General features: G+C 69.3%; 13 protein-coding genes. 5 read left to right on the top strand and 8 right to left on the bottom strand.

All coding sequences use genetic code 11. From position 1 onward, the window contains the following. Positions 1 to 115: 115 nt before the first annotated feature. From KGA66_RS18740 to KGA66_RS18720, 5 genes are all read left to right on the top strand, one after another. Complete coding sequence (locus tag KGA66_RS18740; RefSeq protein WP_312886979.1) at positions 116 to 1,156, top strand: ABC transporter permease; 1,041 nt, start codon at positions 116 to 118, stop codon at positions 1,154 to 1,156. After that, a complete protein-coding gene (locus KGA66_RS18735) occupies positions 1,153 to 2,121 on the top strand; it encodes a carbohydrate ABC transporter permease (protein ID WP_211469457.1) in 969 nt (322 codons plus the stop codon). The genes KGA66_RS18740 and KGA66_RS18735 overlap by 4 nt, the downstream gene beginning before the upstream one ends. A 14-nt stretch (positions 2,122 to 2,135) precedes the next feature. Beyond that, positions 2,136 to 4,046 carry a beta-galactosidase gene (locus KGA66_RS18730; protein ID WP_211469456.1) on the top strand — a complete coding sequence of 637 codons (1,911 nt, stop codon included), beginning with the start codon at positions 2,136 to 2,138 and terminating at the stop codon, positions 4,044 to 4,046. 129 nt (positions 4,047 to 4,175) lie between these two features. Further along, positions 4,176 to 4,571, top strand: coding sequence for a helix-turn-helix transcriptional regulator (locus KGA66_RS18725; protein ID WP_312886978.1), 396 nt, complete (start codon positions 4,176 to 4,178; stop codon positions 4,569 to 4,571). A 78-nt stretch (positions 4,572 to 4,649) separates the two neighbouring features. Then, complete coding sequence (locus KGA66_RS18720) at positions 4,650 to 5,102, top strand: VOC family protein (protein ID WP_211469455.1); 453 nt, start codon at positions 4,650 to 4,652, stop codon at positions 5,100 to 5,102. A gap of 86 nt (positions 5,103 to 5,188) precedes the next feature. On the opposite strand, the gene KGA66_RS18715 is transcribed toward KGA66_RS18720, so the two are convergent. The 8 genes from KGA66_RS18715 to rsmI form a co-directional block, all read right to left on the bottom strand. Further along, entirely contained in the window at positions 5,189 to 7,969 is a 2,781-nt protein-coding gene (locus KGA66_RS18715; RefSeq protein ID WP_211469454.1) for a right-handed parallel beta-helix repeat-containing protein, read from the bottom strand. A gap of 239 nt (positions 7,970 to 8,208) precedes the next feature. After that, positions 8,209 to 11,007: a right-handed parallel beta-helix repeat-containing protein gene (locus tag KGA66_RS18710; protein WP_211469453.1), complete on the bottom strand. Its 2,799-nt coding sequence runs from the start codon at positions 11,005 to 11,007 to the stop codon at positions 8,209 to 8,211. 169 nt (positions 11,008 to 11,176) lie between these two features. Beyond that, positions 11,177 to 12,139 carry a 4-(cytidine 5'-diphospho)-2-C-methyl-D-erythritol kinase gene (locus KGA66_RS18705; RefSeq protein WP_211469452.1) on the bottom strand — a complete coding sequence of 321 codons (963 nt, stop codon included), beginning with the start codon at positions 12,137 to 12,139 and terminating at the stop codon, positions 11,177 to 11,179. After that, positions 12,136 to 13,179 carry a 16S rRNA (adenine(1518)-N(6)/adenine(1519)-N(6))-dimethyltransferase RsmA gene (gene rsmA, locus KGA66_RS18700; protein ID WP_312886977.1) on the bottom strand — a complete coding sequence of 348 codons (1,044 nt, stop codon included), beginning with the start codon at positions 13,177 to 13,179 and terminating at the stop codon, positions 12,136 to 12,138. Before rsmA ends, KGA66_RS18705 begins: the two co-directional genes overlap by 4 nt. After that, the gene (locus KGA66_RS18695) at positions 13,155 to 14,885 is read right to left on the bottom strand and encodes a resuscitation-promoting factor (protein ID WP_312886976.1); all 1,731 of its coding nucleotides are present in this window, start codon (positions 14,883 to 14,885) and stop codon (positions 13,155 to 13,157) included. Before KGA66_RS18695 ends, rsmA begins: the two co-directional genes overlap by 25 nt. A gap of 408 nt (positions 14,886 to 15,293) precedes the next feature. Then, positions 15,294 to 16,211 carry a TatD family hydrolase gene (locus KGA66_RS18690; protein WP_211469450.1) on the bottom strand — a complete coding sequence of 306 codons (918 nt, stop codon included), beginning with the start codon at positions 16,209 to 16,211 and terminating at the stop codon, positions 15,294 to 15,296. After that, entirely contained in the window at positions 16,208 to 17,863 is a 1,656-nt protein-coding gene (gene metG / locus KGA66_RS18685; RefSeq protein ID WP_211469449.1) for a methionine--tRNA ligase, read from the bottom strand. Before metG ends, KGA66_RS18690 begins: the two co-directional genes overlap by 4 nt. A 57-nt stretch (positions 17,864 to 17,920) precedes the next feature. Beyond that, positions 17,921 to 18,850 (bottom strand): 16S rRNA (cytidine(1402)-2'-O)-methyltransferase, encoded by a 930-nt coding sequence (gene rsmI / locus KGA66_RS18680; protein WP_211469448.1) that lies wholly within the window; start codon positions 18,848 to 18,850, stop codon positions 17,921 to 17,923. Positions 18,851 to 19,047: the final 197 nt, after the last annotated feature.

The raw sequence follows: 19,047 nt of genomic DNA, 5'->3' as shown, positions 1-19,047 counted from the left end.
CTCCGGTTCCGTACCGCGCACGGCGCGCGCGGTACGGAACCGGCTTCAGGTGAGCGAGCCGGGTGAGCACGCAGCGCCCGGCGATACCTAAACGGCACGAGTGAGGAGTCAACCGGTGGCGGCGATCACGACAGGCGGCGCGGGACCGGAACGGGCCGACGCGCTCGCTGTCGCGCCGGACGCGCCGGACGCGCGGGCCGCTGCGGGATCGCCGCGGGAGGGCGGCTCCGGGGCGAGGCAGCGCCGGCGGATCACCCGGCGCGCACGGCTACGCCGCGACAAGACGCTGCTGCTGATGACGATCCCGGCGCTGGCGCTGGTCGTGGTGTTCAACTATCTGCCGATGTTCGGCGTGATCACCGCCTTTGAGTTCTACGACCCGCTGGTCGGCGTGATGCACAGCCAGTTCATCGGCCTTGACAACTTCCGCCAGCTCTTCGGCGACCCGCTGTTCTGGACCGCGGTGGAGAACACCCTGGCGATCAGCGCGGTGCAACTGGCGCTGTACTTCCCGATCCCGATCATGCTGGCGCTGCTGCTGAACACCGTGGTCAGCAACAAGATCCGGGCGTTCGTGTCGGCGGTGATCTACCTGCCGCACTTCTTCTCCTGGGTGTTGGTGATCTCGGTCTTCCTGCAGATGCTCGGCGGCGCCGGCCTGCTCAACGCGTTCCTCATCCACCACCACGTCACGCCGTGGAACGTCATGACCGATCCCAGCACCTTCAAGCTGCTGGTCACCTCGCAGGCGGTGTGGAAGGAGGCCGGCTGGGGCGTCATCGTGTTCCTGGCCGCGCTGGCCGCGATCGACCCGGCGCTCTACGAGGCGGCCGCGGCCGACGGCGCCGGGCGCTGGCGGCGGATGTGGCACATCACCCTGCCCGGCATGCGCGGTGTCATCGTGCTGATGCTCGTGCTGCGCCTGGGCAACGCGCTGACCGTCGGCTTCGAGCAGATGCTGATCCAGCGCGACGCGGTCGGCCACGAGGCCGCCGACGTGCTCGACACCTTCGCCTTCTACTACGGCATCGGCACCAGCAACTACAGCTACGGCGCCGCCGCCGGCCTTTTCAAGAGCGTGATCTCGCTGCTGCTGATCTACGGCGCCAACCGGCTCGCGCACGCCTTCGGTGAGGATGGGTTGTACCGCAAATGACCGAAGTTGGTTTCGAGGGCGCGCTCGCGCCCGGGAAGCTGAGCCAGGCCGCGCCGCCCAGGCGCTCGAGCGGCCGCCCGGTCTGGGAGGAGCCGCCGACCACGGCCGGGCAGTTCGGCAAGGGCACGGTCCTGGTCGTGGTGATGGCGCTGGTGCTGGTCCCGCTCTACTGCATCGTGGTGACCAGTCTTTCGACGCAGGGCGCGATCAACCAGGCCGGCGGTCTGGTCCTGGTCCCGCACGGACTGACGCTGGACGCCTACCGGGAGGTGTTCGGCAACGGCACGGTCACCAGGTCGCTGGAGGTGACCTTCGGGATCACCCTGGTGGGCACGCTGATCTCGATGGTCGTCTCGGTCCTGTGCGCGTACGGGCTCTCCCGCTTCCGCTCCTTCGGGCACCGCACGATCCTGATGGTGCTGATCATCACGATGTTCGTCAGCGGCGGACTGATCCCGACCTTCATCGTGGTGACCGAACTGGGCGGATACGACCAGTACTGGGCGCTGATCCTGCCCAACGCCGTCAGCGTGTTCAACATCCTGGTGCTGCGCTCCTTCTTCTCCAGCACCTCGACGGACCTGATCGACGCGGCGCGGCTGGACGGCGCGGGGGAGTGGCGCATCCTGTGGTCGGTGGTGCTGCCGACCTCGCGCGCGGTGACCGCCGTCATCGCCCTCTTCTACGCGGTCGGCTACTGGAACACCTTCTTCGGCGCCATGCTCTACATGCCGACAGACCAGCAGAAGTGGCCGATCCAGTACGTGCTCTACCAGTACGTGAACCTGGGAATGACGATGCCGGGTGTGGCGAACAGCGGCTACGGAGGCATCCACCAGCAAGCCGCCCCGCTCTCGCTGTCCATGGCCGTGGTCGTGTTGACGCTGCTGCCGATCCTGATCGTGTATCCGTTCGTGCAGAAGCACTTCGCGAAGGGCATGCTCACCGGCGCGATCAAGGGCTGAATCGAGGTGTGACCATGCCGCTCTCCTTCACCGACCGCATCCTGTTCGGCGGCGACTACAACCCCGAGCAGTGGCCGCGCGAGGTGTGGGAGCAGGACATGGCCCTGATGCGCCGGGCCGGGGTGAACCTGGCCACGGTGGGCGTGTTCTCCTGGGCGATACTCGAACCCCGCCCGGGCGCGTACGAGTTCGGATGGCTCGACGAGGTGCTGGACGGGCTGCACGGCAACGGGATCGGCGTGGCGCTGGCCACCCCGACCGCCTCCACCCCGCCGTGGATGAACCACCGCTGGCCGCAGACCCTTCCGCAGAACCCTGACGGGACCGTGCGCACCTACGGCTCGCGCAACGCCTACTGTCCTTCGTCTCCGGTGTACCGCGAGTTCGCCGACCGGATCAGCGAAGCGCTCGCGGCCCGCTACGCGCATCATCCGGCGTTGCGGCTCTGGCACATCGGCAACGAGTTCGGCACGGTCTGCTACTGCGATCGCTGCGCCGCGCGCTTTCGAACCTGGCTCCAGGACCGCTACGGCGACCTCGACGGCCTGAACGAGGCGTGGGGCACGGCGTTCTGGTCGCAGCGGTACGGCGACTGGGACGAGGTGATCCCGCCGCGCCAGGTGCAGTACGTGATCAATCCGACGCAGGACCTGGACTACCAGCGTTTCGCCTCGGACCTGCTGCTGTCCGGATTCGTATCAGAACGCGACATCGTCCGCGCGCACAATCCGGCGGTCCCCGTCACCACCAACTTCATGGGCTTCTTCAAGGGCACCGACTCGTGGCGCTGGGCCCGCGAGGAGGACTTCGTCTCGCTCGACACGTATCCCGACCCGAACGATCCCGACGCGGCCCGCGACGGCGCGATGGCCCAGGACCTGACGCGCAGCCTCGGCGAGGGCGGTGCGTGGCTGCTGATGGAGCAGTCTCCGGCCGGCGCCGGGTGGCGTCCCGTCGCCACGCCCAAGCGCCCCGGGCTCAACCGGCTGTGGTCGATGCAGGCCGTCGCGCGCGGCGCGGACGGCGTCCTGCACTTCCAGTGGCGCGCGTCGAGGCAGGGCGCGGAACGCACGCACGGCGCGATGGTCCCGCATGCGGGCCCTGACTCCCGGGTCTTCCGCGAGATCTGCGAACTCGGCGGCGAACTGGCGCGGCTCGGGGACGTGGTCGGCACGCGGGTATCCGCGCACGTGGCGATCCTGCACGACTGGGACGCCTGGCGCGCAGTCGAGCTCGACCACCAGCCGCACAGCGGATTTCGTTACCTGGACCGGGTCCGGGAGTACTACACGCCGCTGTGGCGCGCGAACATCACCGCCGACTTCGCCCGGCCGCAGGCGGATCTCGGCCGCTACAAGCTCGTCCTGGCCCCGAGCCTCTACCAGGTCACCGATGCCGCGGCCGCGAACCTGGCGCGGTACGTCGAGCGCGGCGGGCACCTGGTGATGGGCGCGTTCTCCGGGGTGTCCGACCCCGACGAGCGAATCCGGCTCGGCGGGTACCCGGCGCCGTTCCGCGACCTGCTGGGCCTGCGCATCGAGGAGTACTGGCCGCTGACCGGCGAGCCGCTGGCCGTGCAGTGCGCCGAACTCGGCGACTTCAGCGCCGCGACGTGGGCCGAATGGCTGACCGCCGAAGGGGCGACTCCGGTCGCCACCTTCACCGCCGGCCCGCTCGCCGGCATTCCCGCGGTTCTGCGCAACACGTACGGCGCGGGAACGGCGTGGTACGTCGCGACACTCCCGGAGGCCGCGGCGCTCGCCCGCATCCTCGCGGCGGCGTGTAGCCGGGCCGGCGTTGAACCGGTGCTCGCCGGCCTTCCGCCGCGGGTAGAGGCGATCCGCCGCGGCGACAAGATCTTCCTGCTGAACCACGACGACGAGTCCGTCGAGATCCGCGCCGTGGGCCGGGAACCCACGGCCTGATCCGCTCCCAGTCAGAGCGCCGGGTCAAGATGGGAACATGTACCGGGTGGTCGACCCCGCCGAGCTGTTCCGGGACGAGCCGCGGTGATCTCGGGGCTCGCTGTCGGCGGTGCGTGCGATGCTGGTCGGGTGACACTGGAGGACTTGGTGCGGCTGCGCCGGGCCCGCGACCGGATGGATCGCGAGTACGCGCGGCCCCTCGACGTGACCGCGCTCGCGCGGACCGCGCTGATGTCCCCGGGGCACTTCTCCCGCAGCTTCCGCGCCGCGTTCGGTGAGACGCCGCACAGCTACCTGATGACGCGGCGGATCGAGCGCGCGAAGGCGCTGCTGCGGCGCGGGGATCTGAGTGTCACCGAGGTCTGTTTCCAGGTCGGCTGCGCCTCGCTGGGCTCGTTCAGCGCCCGCTTCACCGAACTGGTCGGCGAGAGCCCGAGCTCGTACCGGGCCCGCGACCACGAGGAGGGCGCGGCGATCCCGGCCTGCTACGCGAAACTGGTGACGCGCCCGGTCCGGCACCGATGACCGGCGGACCCGAGGGCGTCGACGCTCGAGGTACCCCGCTTTCGCGCGAAAGCTCTCTGCCGGTCGTAGCGTGACCTCATGAACCAGAACCGCACGGGCGCGACACCGCCCGACTTGCGCCTCACGCACTGCTTCATCGCCGTGGACGACCACGACAAGGCGCTGGCCTTCTACCATGACGTGCTCGGCCTCGAAGTGCGCAACGACGTGAAGTTCGAGGGCATGCGCTGGGTCACGGTCGGGCCGGCCACGCAGCCCGAGGTCAACATCGTCCTCGAACCGCCCGGCGCCGACCCGAACGCCTCCCCCGGGGATCGCCAGGCGCTCACCGAGCTGCTCGCCAAGGGTCAGCTGCGCGGCGTCAACTTCCTGACCGACGACTGCGACGCCACGTTCGAGCACATCAGCGCGTCCGGGGCGGAAGCTCTCCAGGAGCCGGTCGACCAGCCGTACGGCGTGCGCGACTGCGCGTTCCGGGACCCGGCCGGCAACCTCATCCGCTTCACCCAGCCGCTGTCGCGCAAGCGATAGTCGCAGAACCCGAACGGGGCCCCGGACGCGCGAGTGCGCGTGCCCGAGGCCCCGCCGAGTCGTGCATTCGCTCGGACCGGCCCGCCTCAGTCGGCCTGGTAGTAGCCGAACTCGTCGACCACCAGGTCGGTGTTGCCGCCGCTGCGGTTCCACATGTCGATGAGGCCGTGCAGTCCGGTGCTCGCCTGGACCAGGTTCGGCACCACCTGGCCCTGGGTCCAGTTCAGCGTCGAGACGTTCGGCGGGGTCGGCCAGACCTGCGTGCCGTCGAGGTAGGCGCCCAGCGTGTTCGGATCCGGAGCGACTGTCTCAAAGCCCGAACCCTTGGTGTTCGTCATCGTGGTGTTGAACACGAAAGCGGTGATGCCGGCATCATTCACGCTGGCCTCGCTGTACACGATGGCGTAGCCGCCCGGCCCGAGCGGTCCGCCTCCGTTAGTGCGCGTATCCAGCACGCGCACCGGAGCGACCGGAACATAAGCGCTCTTGCTCTGGGAGCTGTAGTAGCCCACGACGTCGACGAGGACGTCTGTGCCGCCGCTGCTGCCGTTGAAGACCCTGATCTTGCCGTCGGTACCCACCGGGACGATCACCGCGTTCGCGATGACCTGGCCCGCGCTGAAGTTCAGGTTCGACGCGGTCGGCCGGGTGGTGCCGTCCGGATAGACGGTCAGGTAGCCGCCTGCCTTCGCGTTCACCGCGGTGACGTTCAAGGCGACCGCGGTCACGCCCGAGGTCGGCAGTTCCCCGCGGTCCGCTCCGTCGATCTGGACGCTGATCGACCCGTTCGCGGAGACCTGGGCCTGGGGGGCGCCGACGCCCTTGCGGGTGTCGACAAGCCGGTACGGGTCCATCGAGTAGTACCCGGCCGCGGTGGTCTGGCTGAAGTACCCGGAGACGTCCGCGATGACGTCCACGGTGCCGCCGGACCCGTTGTAGAGGTCGACGCCGCCGTCCGGACCGACCGGCACGATCGCCAGGTTCGGCACCGACTGACCTGGCGAGAAGTTCACGTTGCTCGACTTCGGCCTGCTCTGCGGCGCGCCTGCGGGGTCCTCGTTGGGGTATGCGGTCAGGTATCCGGTCGCGGTCGGGTTCGCCACCGTCAGATTCACGACGAGCGCGGTGATCCCGGCCGGAATCAGGTCGCCCGTGGTACCCGCGCCGGCGACCTGGAGCTTGAGAGTCGAGTCCGCGCCCAGCTTTGCGATCCTCCCGCCGGTACCGAGCCCCTTGCGGGTGTCCAGAATCCGCACCGGTCCGTAGGCCGTGTATTCGGAGCCTGCCGTGGTGACCGTGACACTGTTGCCCACCGTGTAGCCCTGCGGCGTGGTCAGCGTGACGGAGATCGGGTACGTGCCGGCATGCGGGTAGGCATGGCTGAAGGTGTCGGTCGCGAAGCTTCCGCTCACGAAGTCGTGGTCGACGGATCCGTCGCCCCAGTTCAAGGTGTAGTTGAGCCAGACATTCGTACTGGTCACATTGAAGACGAGCGCGATGCCGTGCGCACTGGTGTCCTCGGCCGTCAGGCCGAGCGCAAGGTTCGGATCCTCGTCGTAGAACTGCACGGCGCCGCGGGTGGTGTAAGGGCTGACCCCGAAGAAGTCCGAACTGAGCTGGCCGGGCGCGCTGACGTTCGCCGAACCGATCGCCGCCGAGCCGAAAGACGGGAGGACGTCGACATTGGTCACCACGTTCGGCCGGTAGTAGAAGTCACTGCACTTCGTCGAGTCGATCGTGTCATGCGCGCCCTGACCCGTGGCGGACCGGAAGTCGGTCAACGCCGGATATGCCACACCCGACCACGAATAGAGCGCCGTCGCGTCGGTGCCCCAGACGTAGAAGTCGTTGTAGTCCGTGACGGTGCCGGCGCTCGCCGTCGCGGCGACCGTCACATCCGGGTTCCAGGGGCGGCTGTTGGCGGTGCACCACGACTTGTAGCCCGCGACGTAGTTGGTGTCGGGGTTGGCGTCCTCGATGAGGTTGTTCTCGATAGAGACGCCGGTGGATGCGCCCTCCACGTCGATCGCGCCGATGCACGAGCGCTGGATCGTGTTGCCGGTCAGGTTCAGGCCGCTCACGCCGGTCGCGACGATGGAGTCGAGCTTCAGGATGTTGCCCGCGACGGTGATGTCGGCCGCCCCGGTTGCCGCCGACAACCCCGGGTTCAGCTGGCCGTCGAGGAAACTGCGGGTCACCGTGATGCCGTGGGACGCGCCGTCGATGGATATCGCACCTGACGGCATGTAGCTGTTGGCGTAGGACGAGTCCACGCTGACGTTCGAGGAGCCGATGATCTCGAGCGCCGACTGGCCATAGGCCGACAGCATCAGGTTACTGATTTTCACGTCGCTCACGCCGTCGAGCACGAGAGGAGGTGCTGACGGCGTGACCCCGCCGTTCGAGATCCAGGCAGCCTCTCCGACCCCGACGATCGAGATACCGGAGGTCCTGACGACGACCGTTTCGTTCGACGTGTAGCCGACGCTGCCGAGCACCGCGACCGTGTCGCCGGAAACGGCGGCGTTGACGGCGTTCTGGATCGAGCAGTAAGGCATGCTGACAGTGCCTGCTCCGGTGCCGTTGCTGCACGTGGCGAACGTGTACGCAGCCGCGTAGATCGTGGTGCCGGTCGCGGTGCGGCTCTTGACGGTCGTGGTGGCGGCCTTCTGCAAGCGCACGGACTTGCTCGCCGGGGCGGTGAAGGTCTTGAGGTCGGACGACGCGGTCTTGGTCACGAGCGTCGAGGAGCGTTGGGCGGGCGACTGGTGCGACTGGTGCGGCGTGGCGGCGGACGCGCTGAACGGTACGAACGCTGCGCCTACCGCGAGTGCTGCGGCGGGCACGACCATGCGTCGAAGGAACATCCCCCCGGCTTTCTCTGAAATCGCTGGCTGGATTTGGCGGGAGGGACTCTACGGGACGCCGCCGACACGAATAAGCGCATTGGCGTCACGACTGCGCCACAGCTGATCGCCCTCGTGGCCGCCTGGTCGCTCGCGTCGCGCCGAGAAAGCGAGGCGGGGTCTCGGGCACGCATTCCGCGCGCCCGAGACCCCGTCGTTCGATGCCTGTTTCCGCCTGTGTCTGTTGCCTGGGACCGGCCTCAGTCGCCCTGGTAGAAGCCGAACTGGTCGACGACCAGGTCCGTGTTCCCGCCACTGCGGTTCCAGAAGTCGACGATGCCGTAACTCCCGGTGCTCGCCTGGACCAGGTTCGGCACCACCTGGCCCTGGGTCCAGTTCAGCGTCGAGACGTTCGGCGGGGTCGGCCACATCGCCCAGCCGCCTTGGTACGCCTGCAACGAGTTCGGGTCGGGTGACACGGTCTCGTATCCGGAGCCCCTGGTGTTCGTCATCGTGGTGTTGAACACGAACGCCGTGACGTTGTGGTCGGTGGTGCTCAGATTGCTCCAGTGATAGTCATAGCTGCCGGGCACCAGCGGTCCGTATTTCCACGTGCGGGTGTCCAGCACGCGCACCGGCGTGTTCGGAAGGTACGCGGCGCCGCCGTTCGCGTTGTAGTAGCCGACCAGGTCGACGAGGACGTCTGTGCCGCCGCTGCTGCCGTTGAAGACCCTGATCTTGCCGTCGGTACCCACCGGGACGATCACCGCGTTCGCGATGACCTGGCCCGCGCTGAAGTTCAGGTTCGACGCGGTCGGCCGGGTGGTGCCGTCCGGATAGACGGTCAGGTAGCCGCCTGCCTTCGCGTTCACCGCGGTGACGTTCAAGGCGACCGCGGTCACGCCCGAGGTCGGCAGTTCCCCGCGGTCCGCTCCGTCGATCTGGACGCTGATCGACCCGTTCGCGGAGACCTGGGCCTGGGGGGCGCCGACGCCCTTGCGGGTGTCGACAAGCCGGTACGGGTCCATCGAGTAGTACCCGGCCGCGGTGGTCTGGCTGAAGTACCCGGAGACGTCCGCGATGACGTCCACGGTGCCGCCGGACCCGTTGTAGAGGTCGACGACGCCGTCTGGACCGACCGGCACGATCGCCAGGTTCGGCACCGACTGGCCTGGCGAGAAGTTCACGTTGCTCACCGTGGGCCGGGTCTGCGGCACGCCACCGTAGCCCTGATTCGGATAAGCGGTGAGGTAACCGCCTGCGGTGGGGTGAGTGACGGTCAGGTTCAACACCACGGCACTGATACCGGTCGGGATGGTGTCACCGGTCGTACCGGCTCCGGCGATCTTGAGCTTGAGCGTCGAGTCAGAGCCCAGCTTCGCGACGGTCCCACCGGTGCCGATCCCCTTGCGGGTATCGAGAACGCGGACCGGTCCGTAAGCCGTGTAGTTGGACCCTGCCGTCGTGACCGTCACGCTGTTGGTCACGATGTCGCCCATGTGGTCGTCGGCCGTGACGGAGATCGGGTACGTTCCGGCCCGCGCGTACACGTGCGAGTCGGCGTAGGCGTAGTTTCCGGTGAAATAGGTGTTGTACGTGGTCCCGTCGCCGTAGTCCACGGTCAGGTACACCGTCACGTTGCCGTTGGTGATGTTCGTCTTGAACGAGATCCCGAGCGCGCTCGTGTTGGCCGCCGAGAGCGACACCGCGAGTGTCGGATCGGTCGGGATGTACTGAATCGCCCCGCGGGTCGTGTACGGGCTCACCCCGTAGAAGTCGCTGCTCAGCTGGCCGGGGGCGCCGGCGTTCGCCGAGTTGATGGCCGTGGAGCCGGTGATCGGCCTCGCGTCCATGGGCCAGCCCGCGTCGGGGAAGTAGACCCACATCGGTTCGGTGGTGTCGACCGCGTCGTGCGCGCCCTGTCCGACCGCGCTGCGGAAGGCGGCGAGCGTGGCGTAACCGGTGCCGGCCCACGCGTACGGCTCGGTGTCGTCGGTGCCGTACGAGTGGAAGGCGTTGTAGTCGGCGGTGGTGTGAGTGCTCGAATCCGCGGAGACCGTGATCGACGGCGACCAGGGCAGGTTGTTCGCAGTGCACTGCGAAATCTCTCCGCCGGAGTAGCCACCGTCGGTCTGGTTGTTGGCGTCCTCGAGCAGGTTGTTCTCGAGGTAGACCCCGCTGGAGGCGCCCTCGACGTCGATGCCGCCCGCGCAGGCGCGTTCGATCGTGTTTCCGACCACGTTCAGACCGTTGACCCCGGTCGCCTTGATCCCCGTGGCGGATATGGCGTCGGTGGCGAGTGTGACACCGCTCGCTCCGGCCGCGATCGAGACGGCCGCGTGGCCCGGCGCGGTCCACGTCCCGTTGTCCAGGAACGTGCGGCTCACCGTGACATCGCTGGACGATCCGTCGATGGTGAACGTGTCCGCGCTGCCGAAGCCGGCCTCGGTCACCGAGTCGGAGTCGAAGGTGAGGTTGGACGAGCCCATGACCTCGACGGCCGGCGCGTTGAAGGCGCTCATGAACAGATTGCTGATGGTGACGTTGCTCGCGCCGTCGATGACGAGCGCCGGCTTGCCGCCGTTGCCGAGCTCCGGGAAGATCCCCGGGTTCTGGCCGCCGACTCCCACGATCGAGATCCCGGACGTGGCGACCGTCAGGGTGTTCATGAAGTAGCCGTTCCCGTCGCCGAGCGCGTCGACGGTGTCCCCGGAGACCGCGGCGTTCACGGCGTCCTGCAGGTTGCAGTAGGGATTGGCCTGGCTGCCGTCACCGGTCTCGGTGGTGCAGTTCCGATAGACGTCCGCGTAGATCGTCTGACCGGTGGCCGTGCGGCTCTTGACGAGCGTGGCCGCGGGCTTCCTCAGGCGCACGGACTTGCTCGCCGGGCTGCTGAAGGTGCGGAAGGGCGCTACCGTGGCGCCGGCGGCGAGGGTTGAGCCGTGCGCGGTCGGCGCGGTCGGCGCGGGCTGTGCCGTGGCCGCGGACGCGCCGGCAGTAAAGAAAGCCGCGCCGGTCGCTATGACTGCGACGGGCACGGCGAGGCGTCGAAGGTACATCCCCCCGGCTTTCTCCAGTGCGCTGGCTGCTGAGGCACTGGCTCTGAAGCACATTGATTGAAGATGAGCGTACCGAGAGTACGGCCGGTGGGACAACGAATGAGCGAGCTGACGTAATAACTCCGCTACAGGCCACTGCGACACAGGGCCCGCAAGCGTCCGCCGCCCTCTAACGCACGTTCGAGACCAGCGCTCCCGGTACGGGCCCGCGGGCCCGGCGCACCGCCCGGCACAGGCCGCTGGCACGCAACTGCTCCTCCACCTCCGCCGCGCTGACCGGGCCGTCGACCAGGAACACCGTCGTCGGGCCGGAACCCGAGACCAGCGCGCCCGCGGCGCCCGCGGCGCGGCCGGCCTCCAGCAGGTCGCCGATCTCCGGCAACAGCTCGATCGCGGCGGGCTGCAAGTCGTTGTAGAGGGCCGCGCCGACCCGCAGCGCGTCGCCCGAGCGCAGCGTCGTCATCAGGTCGGGATGCACGCTCGGTTCCGGGATCTCACGGCTGTCGCGACGGCGCCGCGTGTCGCAGGTCTCGAACACCTTGGGCGTGGACAGGCCGCCGTCGTAGACCGCGATGACCCATTCGAGGCCGGCCGCCGCGAGCACCGGGGTGATGTGTTCACCGCGGCCGGAGCCGATCGCCGTGCCGCCGTGCAGCGCGAAAGGCACGTCGCTGCCCAGACGCGCGGCCAGGTCGTGCAGTTCGTCGCGGCGCAGGCCGGTGCCCCACAGCCGGTCGCAGGCCAGCAGCGCCGCCGCCGCGTCCGCGGAGCCGCCCGCCATGCCGCCGGCCACCGGGATGTCCTTGCGGATGGTCAGCCGCACGTCCGGCTCGACCCGCGCGTACTCGGCCAGCAGCAGCGCCGCCCGCCAGGCGAGGTTGTGCTCGTCGTCCGGGACGCCGGCCACGTCCGAGTCCCGGCGCAGCGGCTCCACGGTCAGCGACAGGCCACGCGCGGCCCGCGCGACGATCTCGTCGTACAGCGAGACGGCGTGGAAGACGGTGACCAGCTCGTGGTATCCGTCGGGCCGCAGCGGGCCGACGGACAGCGACAGGTTGATCTTCGCGGGGACCCTCACGGTGACCGCTTCGGGCCGGAACGGGCCGTCATCCCAGTCTTCCAACGCGGTCACTCCAGTTCGCTCCCATCAAGCCCCGGCTCGCGGCCGCGCCCGGGGTCGCCGCTGTCGGTCCCGGCTCCGCTGTCGGTCCCGGCTCCGCTCTCGGTCCCGGCCCCGCCATCGCGGTCCGCGTGCGCGGCCTCGGCAATCGCAGCGTACTGGTCCACGCTCAGTGCTTCCCCGCGCGCGGCGGGATCGACGCCGGCGCGGCGCAGGATCCGCTCGGCGCCGGCGGCCGATCCGGCCCAGCCGGCCAACGCGGCCCGCAGGGTCTTGCGGCGCTGCGCGAAGGCGGCGTCGACCACCGCGAAGACCTCCTTGCGCGTGGCCAGCGTCGTCGGTGCCTGCCTGCGCTCCAGCGCGACCAGGCCCGACTCGACGTGCGGTGCGGGCCAGAACACGTTCCTGCCGATCGAACCGGCCCGGCGCACCGAGGCGTACCAGCGGGCCTTGACGCTCGGCACACCGTAGACGCGCCCGCCGGGCTCGGCGGCGAGCCGGTCGGCCACCTCGGATTGCACCATGACGAGAACACGTTCGAGTGATGGGAAGTGCTCGAGCATGTGAAGCAGCACCGGCACGGCGACGTTGTACGGCAGATTGGCCACCATCGCGGTCGGCGGCGCCCCGGGCAGCTCGGTCACGCGCAGCGCGTTCGCGTTCAGCAGGGCGAAGCGGCCGTGGGCGTCCGTCTCGCGGTCCGCGGCGACCCCCGGGCAGCGGTCGGCGATGGTCTGCGGGAGCGCCGCGGCGAGCACCGGGTCCAGTTCGACCGCGACGACCCGCCGCACCGCGCCGAGCAGGCCGAGGGTCAGCGAGCCGAGCCCTGGCCCGACCTCGACGACCACGTCGTCGGGTCGCAGGTCGGCCGCGCGCACGATGCGGCGGATGGTGTTCGCGTCGATGACGAAGTTCTGACCCAGCTGCTTGGACGGACGCACGCCGAGCCGGGTCGCCAGCGCGCGCACGTCGGCGGGGCCGAGCAGCCCGGGCTCGTCGGGAGCCGGGCGCCCGTCCCCGCCGTCGCTCAGCTGAACAGGTTGTGGCCGCACACCGGCCATTGTCCAGCACCGGACCGCTGGTAGAGCAATTCGGCCCGGCTGGTCTGCTCGGAGGCCGAGGCGTCCGAGGGCAGGCCGCTGCCGCCGAGCGAGTCCCAGGTCGAGACCGAGAACTGGTAGAGGCCGTAGTAGGTGCCGCTCGGGTCCACGGCCTTCGGGTTGCCGCCGGACTCGCAGTTGGCCAGCGCCGCCCAGTTCAGCGAGGCGACGTTGGTGGGCAGCGACTTGGTGCCGACCTTCTCGACCTCGGCCACCGGCTGCTTGGTGACCACCCGGGAGACCTCCTTAGGCGTCTGCTTGACCCCGTTGATGATCTGCAGCGCGTACGTCACCTTCGCGACGCCGTCCTGGCCCGCGGTCACGACCGTGGTCGAGCCGACGTAGCTGCTCGGGTCGCTCTGCTTGGTCACCGTGTACGGGATCGGGATCTCCTTCACCTCGGTGGTGCCGGAGACGCGCAGGATCGAGATCGTCTCGCCGTCCACCGGCATCGAGGCCATCGCGACCGAGGCGGTGTCCTGGTTGTGCAGGGAGATCCCGGCCTGCGCCATCGCGTCCTGCACGCTGGCCGCCGTCGTGTCGAGCTGGTCGGTCTTGCCGTCCACCAGGAAAGTCACGTGGCGCATCGTGTAGACGGCGAAGTCACGGCCGGAGCGTCCTATCGGCGTGCTCGGGGTGACCGACACGAAGCGCGCACCCTGGATCCGGATGCCGAGTTCCTGCATCGCCGCGCCCACGGTGGAAGCGTGCACCCACGCGTGCTCGGCGGCGCCGTCGACGGTCACGCCGATCGGGCGGCCGTACTTGACGGTGATCGTCGAGTTGTCCGCCAGCGCGGCCGAGGGGGCCGGGGTGATCAGGTCGTGGCCGCCGGTGGCGATGTCGTCCGAGCTGAGCGCGGCTCCCACGGTGGAGGCGAAGGAGTGGATCTGCCGCACCGAGCCGTCCACCGAGATGTTCACGGTCTTCTCGAACGTCACGTACGCGGTCACGCCGCCGAGCAGCGCGGCCAGCACCAGGCCCTGCACGACGCGCCCGGTCCAGCCGCTCTTGCGGCGGCCCTGCCGCGGCCGCGGCTCGAACGCCGTGGTGTCGGGCGGCGCGGGTGTCTGTGGCGCCGCGCCTTCGGTCGCCGGGGCGTCCGCCACGCCCGGGACGCGCGGGAGGGTCAACAGCTGCGTGTGTCCGCGCTCGGCCTCGGCATACCGGTCGGCTTGGTCGGCGGTGCCACGGTAAGCACCCTCGCCGTAACCGCCGTCGCTGAACTCGCTGTAGCCGTCATCGGCCTGGTTACCGTACGCAGAGCCGCCGTAGGCGTGACCGTCGTCGAAACGGTGCGCGTCGTAGCCGTGCGCGGGGTACTCGTCGCCCACGTACGCAGCCGACGGGAAGTCGGGCGCGACGAAGTCGGCCGAGTAGGCGTCGCCGCGATGGCCGTAGGGCTCTGCGTCGCCGCCTGCGGCAGGGTAAGCATCCTGCCCATACTCGCCGTCGGCGTATGGGTCCGCATACTCGGTGCCGCCGTTCGCGTACGGTGCGTAAGGCTCGTCATGCGACGTCGGCGGTTGGCTGTCGGTCGCGCCGGTTTGGAACGGAGACGAGTACCGCGCGGGACCGGTGAAGGAAGACGACCAGTTGGAGGCGCCCTGATGGAAAGGATCGCCCCCGGTGTCCCGGGTCGAGCGTGAGCCGCTCACTGCACTCCAGACCTCGCAGTTTCCGGCCACGGTGTCCGAGACGCCCGGGAAAGTGGCGTGGAATTACCGATCCGGCTACCGAGCATGGGACTCTAATCCACCGCCGCTCAAGGTCGCCATAGCCCGTTCTGGCCCCTTGACGAAATCTGATGACCGGTTAGTCCCATTTCTGCGCAGCGTTTTGGGCGATTTTCAGCCGGTTTCGAAGGGGTCGATTGTGGTGTTCCTCACCCAAACCGCCGGTTTGGCCTAGTGCCAACGAGTCAGTTCAGATGGTTACAGAAGTGTGGCAGAGCCCTGAGAGGTCAGCGCCCAACCGGGGAGCATACGTATACGTACAGTGCTGCGCCGGTCGACGCAGAGCGAAACCGATCGACTCGTCGGTTCCGATCAACCGACGCGATGTCGTCAACGCAGTGAAAAAACCCGCCGCGTGTTCGAGTCGATCGCCGCGCACAACTCGGCCACGTCCATCCCGCGCGTCTCGGCCATCGAACGCACGGTGAGCGGGATCAGATACGGTGCGTTCGGGCGGCCGCGATAAGGCGCCGGGGTGAGGAACGGCGCGTCCGTCTCGACCAGGACCAGTTCCAGCGGCGCGACCCGCAGCGCATCGCGCAATGCCTGGTTCGCCTTGAAAGTGACCGGTCCGGCGAAGGACATCACGTAGCCGCGATCCGCGCACACCTTCGCCATAGCCGCGTCGCCGGAGTAACAGTGGAAGACGACGCGTTCCGGCGCCCCCTCCTCCTCCAGGATGCGCAGCACGTCCTCGTGTGCTTCCCGGTCATGGATCACGAGGCACTTGCCGTGCCGCTTGGCGATCTCGATGTGCCGCCGGAACGACTCCTGTTGCGCGGCCACGCCTTCAGGCCCGGTCCGGTAGTAGTCGAGCCCGGTCTCACCCACCCCGACGACATGCGGCGACGCGGCCAGTTCGTCGATCCGGGCCAGCGCCGCCTCCAGCGCCCGCAGGCCGCCGGCCGCGCGCTGCTGCCCGCTCCAGCCGTCGACGTCACCGAGCACCAGACGCGGCCCCTCGTTCGGGTGTAGCGCCACCGTGGCGTGGATATCCGCGTGCTGCTGCGCCATCCGTTCGGCCCATTCGGACGACGGTACGTCGCAGCCCACCTGGATCAGTTTGGTGACGTTCACCGCGCTCGCCAGGCGAAGCGACTCCTCGACGCCGCGGTCCTGCATGTCGAGGTGGGTGTGGCTGTCCGCGACGGGCGACGGCAGCGCTTCGGGCGCGGGCGGCGCAACGTTGCGCTCCTGCTCCCGCGCCCGACCGCGGCGCTGCTGCTTGCCGTCGCGATCGCCGTTCACGCCGCCGCGGGCTCCTCCAGGCGCGGGAAGAGCACGGCGCCCTTGGTCACGGTCGAACCCGCCGGCAGCAGGCCCCAGCGGCCCGCGTCCTGTACCCGCTGCCCGGCGAGCGCGCCCAGCGCCGCCTCGGCGCCGAGCGACTCCCACAGCGCGGCCGAGGACTTCGGCATCACCGGATTGAGCAGCACGGCGACCGCGCGCAACGACTCGGCCGCCGTGTACAGGATCGTTGCCAGCCTCGCCTGCGACGCCTCGTCCTGGCTCTTGGCGACCTTCCACGGCTCCTGCTCGGTGAGGTACCCGTTGACCAGCTTGATGAAGTCGAAGATCGCCGCGATGCCGCCCTGGAAGTCCAGCGCGCACATCTTCTCGTCCGCGCCGGCGACGGTGGCCGCGAGCGCGTCGACGATCGCCTGCTCGGCCGGGCCCTGTTCGGCCGCCTCCGGCAGCACCCCGCCGAAGTACCGCCCCACCATCGCCGCGACCCGCGAGGCCAGGTTCCCGTAGTCGTTCGCCAGCTCCGAGGTGTACCGCGCGGCCATGTCCTCCCACGAGAACGAGCCGTCCTGGCCGAACGGGATCGCCCGCAGGAAGTAGTACCGGAACGCGTCCGACCCGAAGTGGTCGGTGATCTGGTGCGGGGCGATGCCGGTCAGCCTCGACTTGGACATCTTCTCCCCGCTGACCAGCAGCCAGCCGTGCCCGAACACCGTCTTCGGCAGCGGCAGCCCGGCCGCCATCAGCATCGCCGGCCAGATCACCGCATGGAAGCGCAGGATGTCCTTGCCGACCAGGTGCACGTCCGCCGGCCAAATACGGCCGAACTTCTCCTTGTCCTGCGCCGAAGGCGAGTCCAGCCCGACCGCGGTCGCGTAGTTGAGCAGCGCGTCGATCCACACGTAAAGGACGTGCTTGCTGTCCCACGGGATCGGGATGCCCCAGTCGAAGGACGACCGGGAGATCGACAGATCGACCAGCCCCTGCCTGACGAAGGACACCACCTCGTTGCGGGCCGTCGCCGGCTGCACGAACTCCGGGTGCGCCTCGTAGTGCTCCAGCAGCCGTTCGGCGTACTTGGACATGCGGAAGAAGTAGTTCTCCTCCGCGATGTACTCCACCGGCCGGCCGTGGATCGAGCACACCTGCTGGCCCTCGTACTCGCCGGTGCCGTCGACCAGGTCGCCGGGAAGCTTGAACTCCTCGCAGCCGACGCAGTACGGACCCTCGTACGATCCCTTGTACACCTCGCCGGCGTCGTGGAGCCGCTGCCAGAACTCCTGAACCCGCTCGGTGTGCCGCTTCTCGGTGGTGCGGATGAAGTCGTCGTTCGCCGCGTCGATGGTGATCAGGGCCGGCTTCCAGGCGGACTCGACCAGCCGGTCGGTCCACTCCTGCGGCGTCGTGCCGTTCGCTTCGGCCGAGCGCATGACCTTCTGCCCGTGCTCATCCGTCCCGGTGAGGAACCACACGGACTCGCCGCGCTGGCGGTGCCAACGCGAGAGCACGTCACCGGCCGTCGTCGTGTACGCGTGCCCGATGTGTGGCGCATCGTTGACGTAGTAGATCGGCGTGGTGACGTAGAAGGTCTTGTCCCCGGAACCGAAGGTCTGTTCTCCGGAGGCCGGGGTGTCGCTGCCAGTGCCTGAAGCCATGCACAAATCCTACTGGCGCCGTTCGTCCACTCCGGCACGGTTTTCCCCAGCGTGCCGTCACTCGGTCGAGTGCTTGTCCACCTGCTCCGGGTGCTCGTTGGTCTCCCGCGCCACGGACTTCGCGGCCACCACCGCGTCGAACACCGCGCGCTTCGGCACGCCTGTCTGCGTCGCGACGGCCGCGATCGCCGTCTTGCGGTGCTCTCCCGCCGCCTCCCGCGCGGCCACCAGCACCGCGAGTTCTTCCGCGGCGAGGTCCCCGGCGTGCTTCGGCCCGGCGCCCGCGACCACGACCGTGATCTCGCCGCGCACACCGCCGGCCGCCCACGCCGCCAGTTCGCCGAGCGGACCGCGCCGCACTTCTTCGTACGTCTTGGTCAGTTCACGGCACACCGCGGCGGGCCGGTCCGCGCCGAACGCCTCGGCCATCGCCGTGAGAGTTTCACCGAGCCGGTGCGGCGCCTCGAAATAGACCATCGTGCGCGGCTCGGCCGTGTTCGCGGCCAGCGCGCGCGCCCGCTCCCCGGCCTTGCGCGGCAGGAAGCCCTCGAAGCAGAACCGGTCCACGGGCAGTGCGGAGAGCGCCAGAGCCGTGAGCACCGCGGAGGGACCCGGCACCGCGGTCACCCGTACTCCCGCCGCCACCGCGGCCGCCACCAGCCGATAGCCGGGATCCGAAACGGACGGCATCCCCGCGTCGGTGACCAGCAGCACTCGCGCGCCCTCGACCAGCCGCGCGACCAGTTCCGGGGTGCGCGCGCCCTCGTTGGCCTCGAAGTAGGACACGACACGCCCGGCCGGAGCGACCCCGAGATCGTGCGCGAGCCGGCGCAGCCGCCGAGTGTCCTCGGCCGCGATCACGTCGGCTCCGGCCAACTCGGCGGCCAGCCGCGCTGGAGCGTCGGCGGGGTCGCCGATCGGCGTTCCGGCGAGCACCAGGACGCCGCGGCCGGCTTCGGAGACGGTGAAAGAGTGATCGGGTTCCACGAATCCATCGTCCCCTGCTGCGCGGGGCGGGGGCCAATCCGTACCATGGCCCGCGTGACCAGCGACCTGCAGAGCGACAACGCGGCCGAGTTGCCCGGCTGGCCGGAGCCCGTGACCGGGCCCGATGAGCTGGACGGCGTATTGGGGCTGACCAGCGACGGGACGGCCGGTTCCGCGGCCGTGGGCGGGTATGGGGG

The organism is Actinocrinis puniceicyclus, from assembly GCF_018283645.1.
GTDB classification, from domain to species: Bacteria; Actinomycetota; Actinomycetes; order Streptomycetales; family Catenulisporaceae; genus Actinocrinis; species Actinocrinis puniceicyclus.
This window is presented reverse-complemented; position numbering and strand designations above follow the sequence as displayed.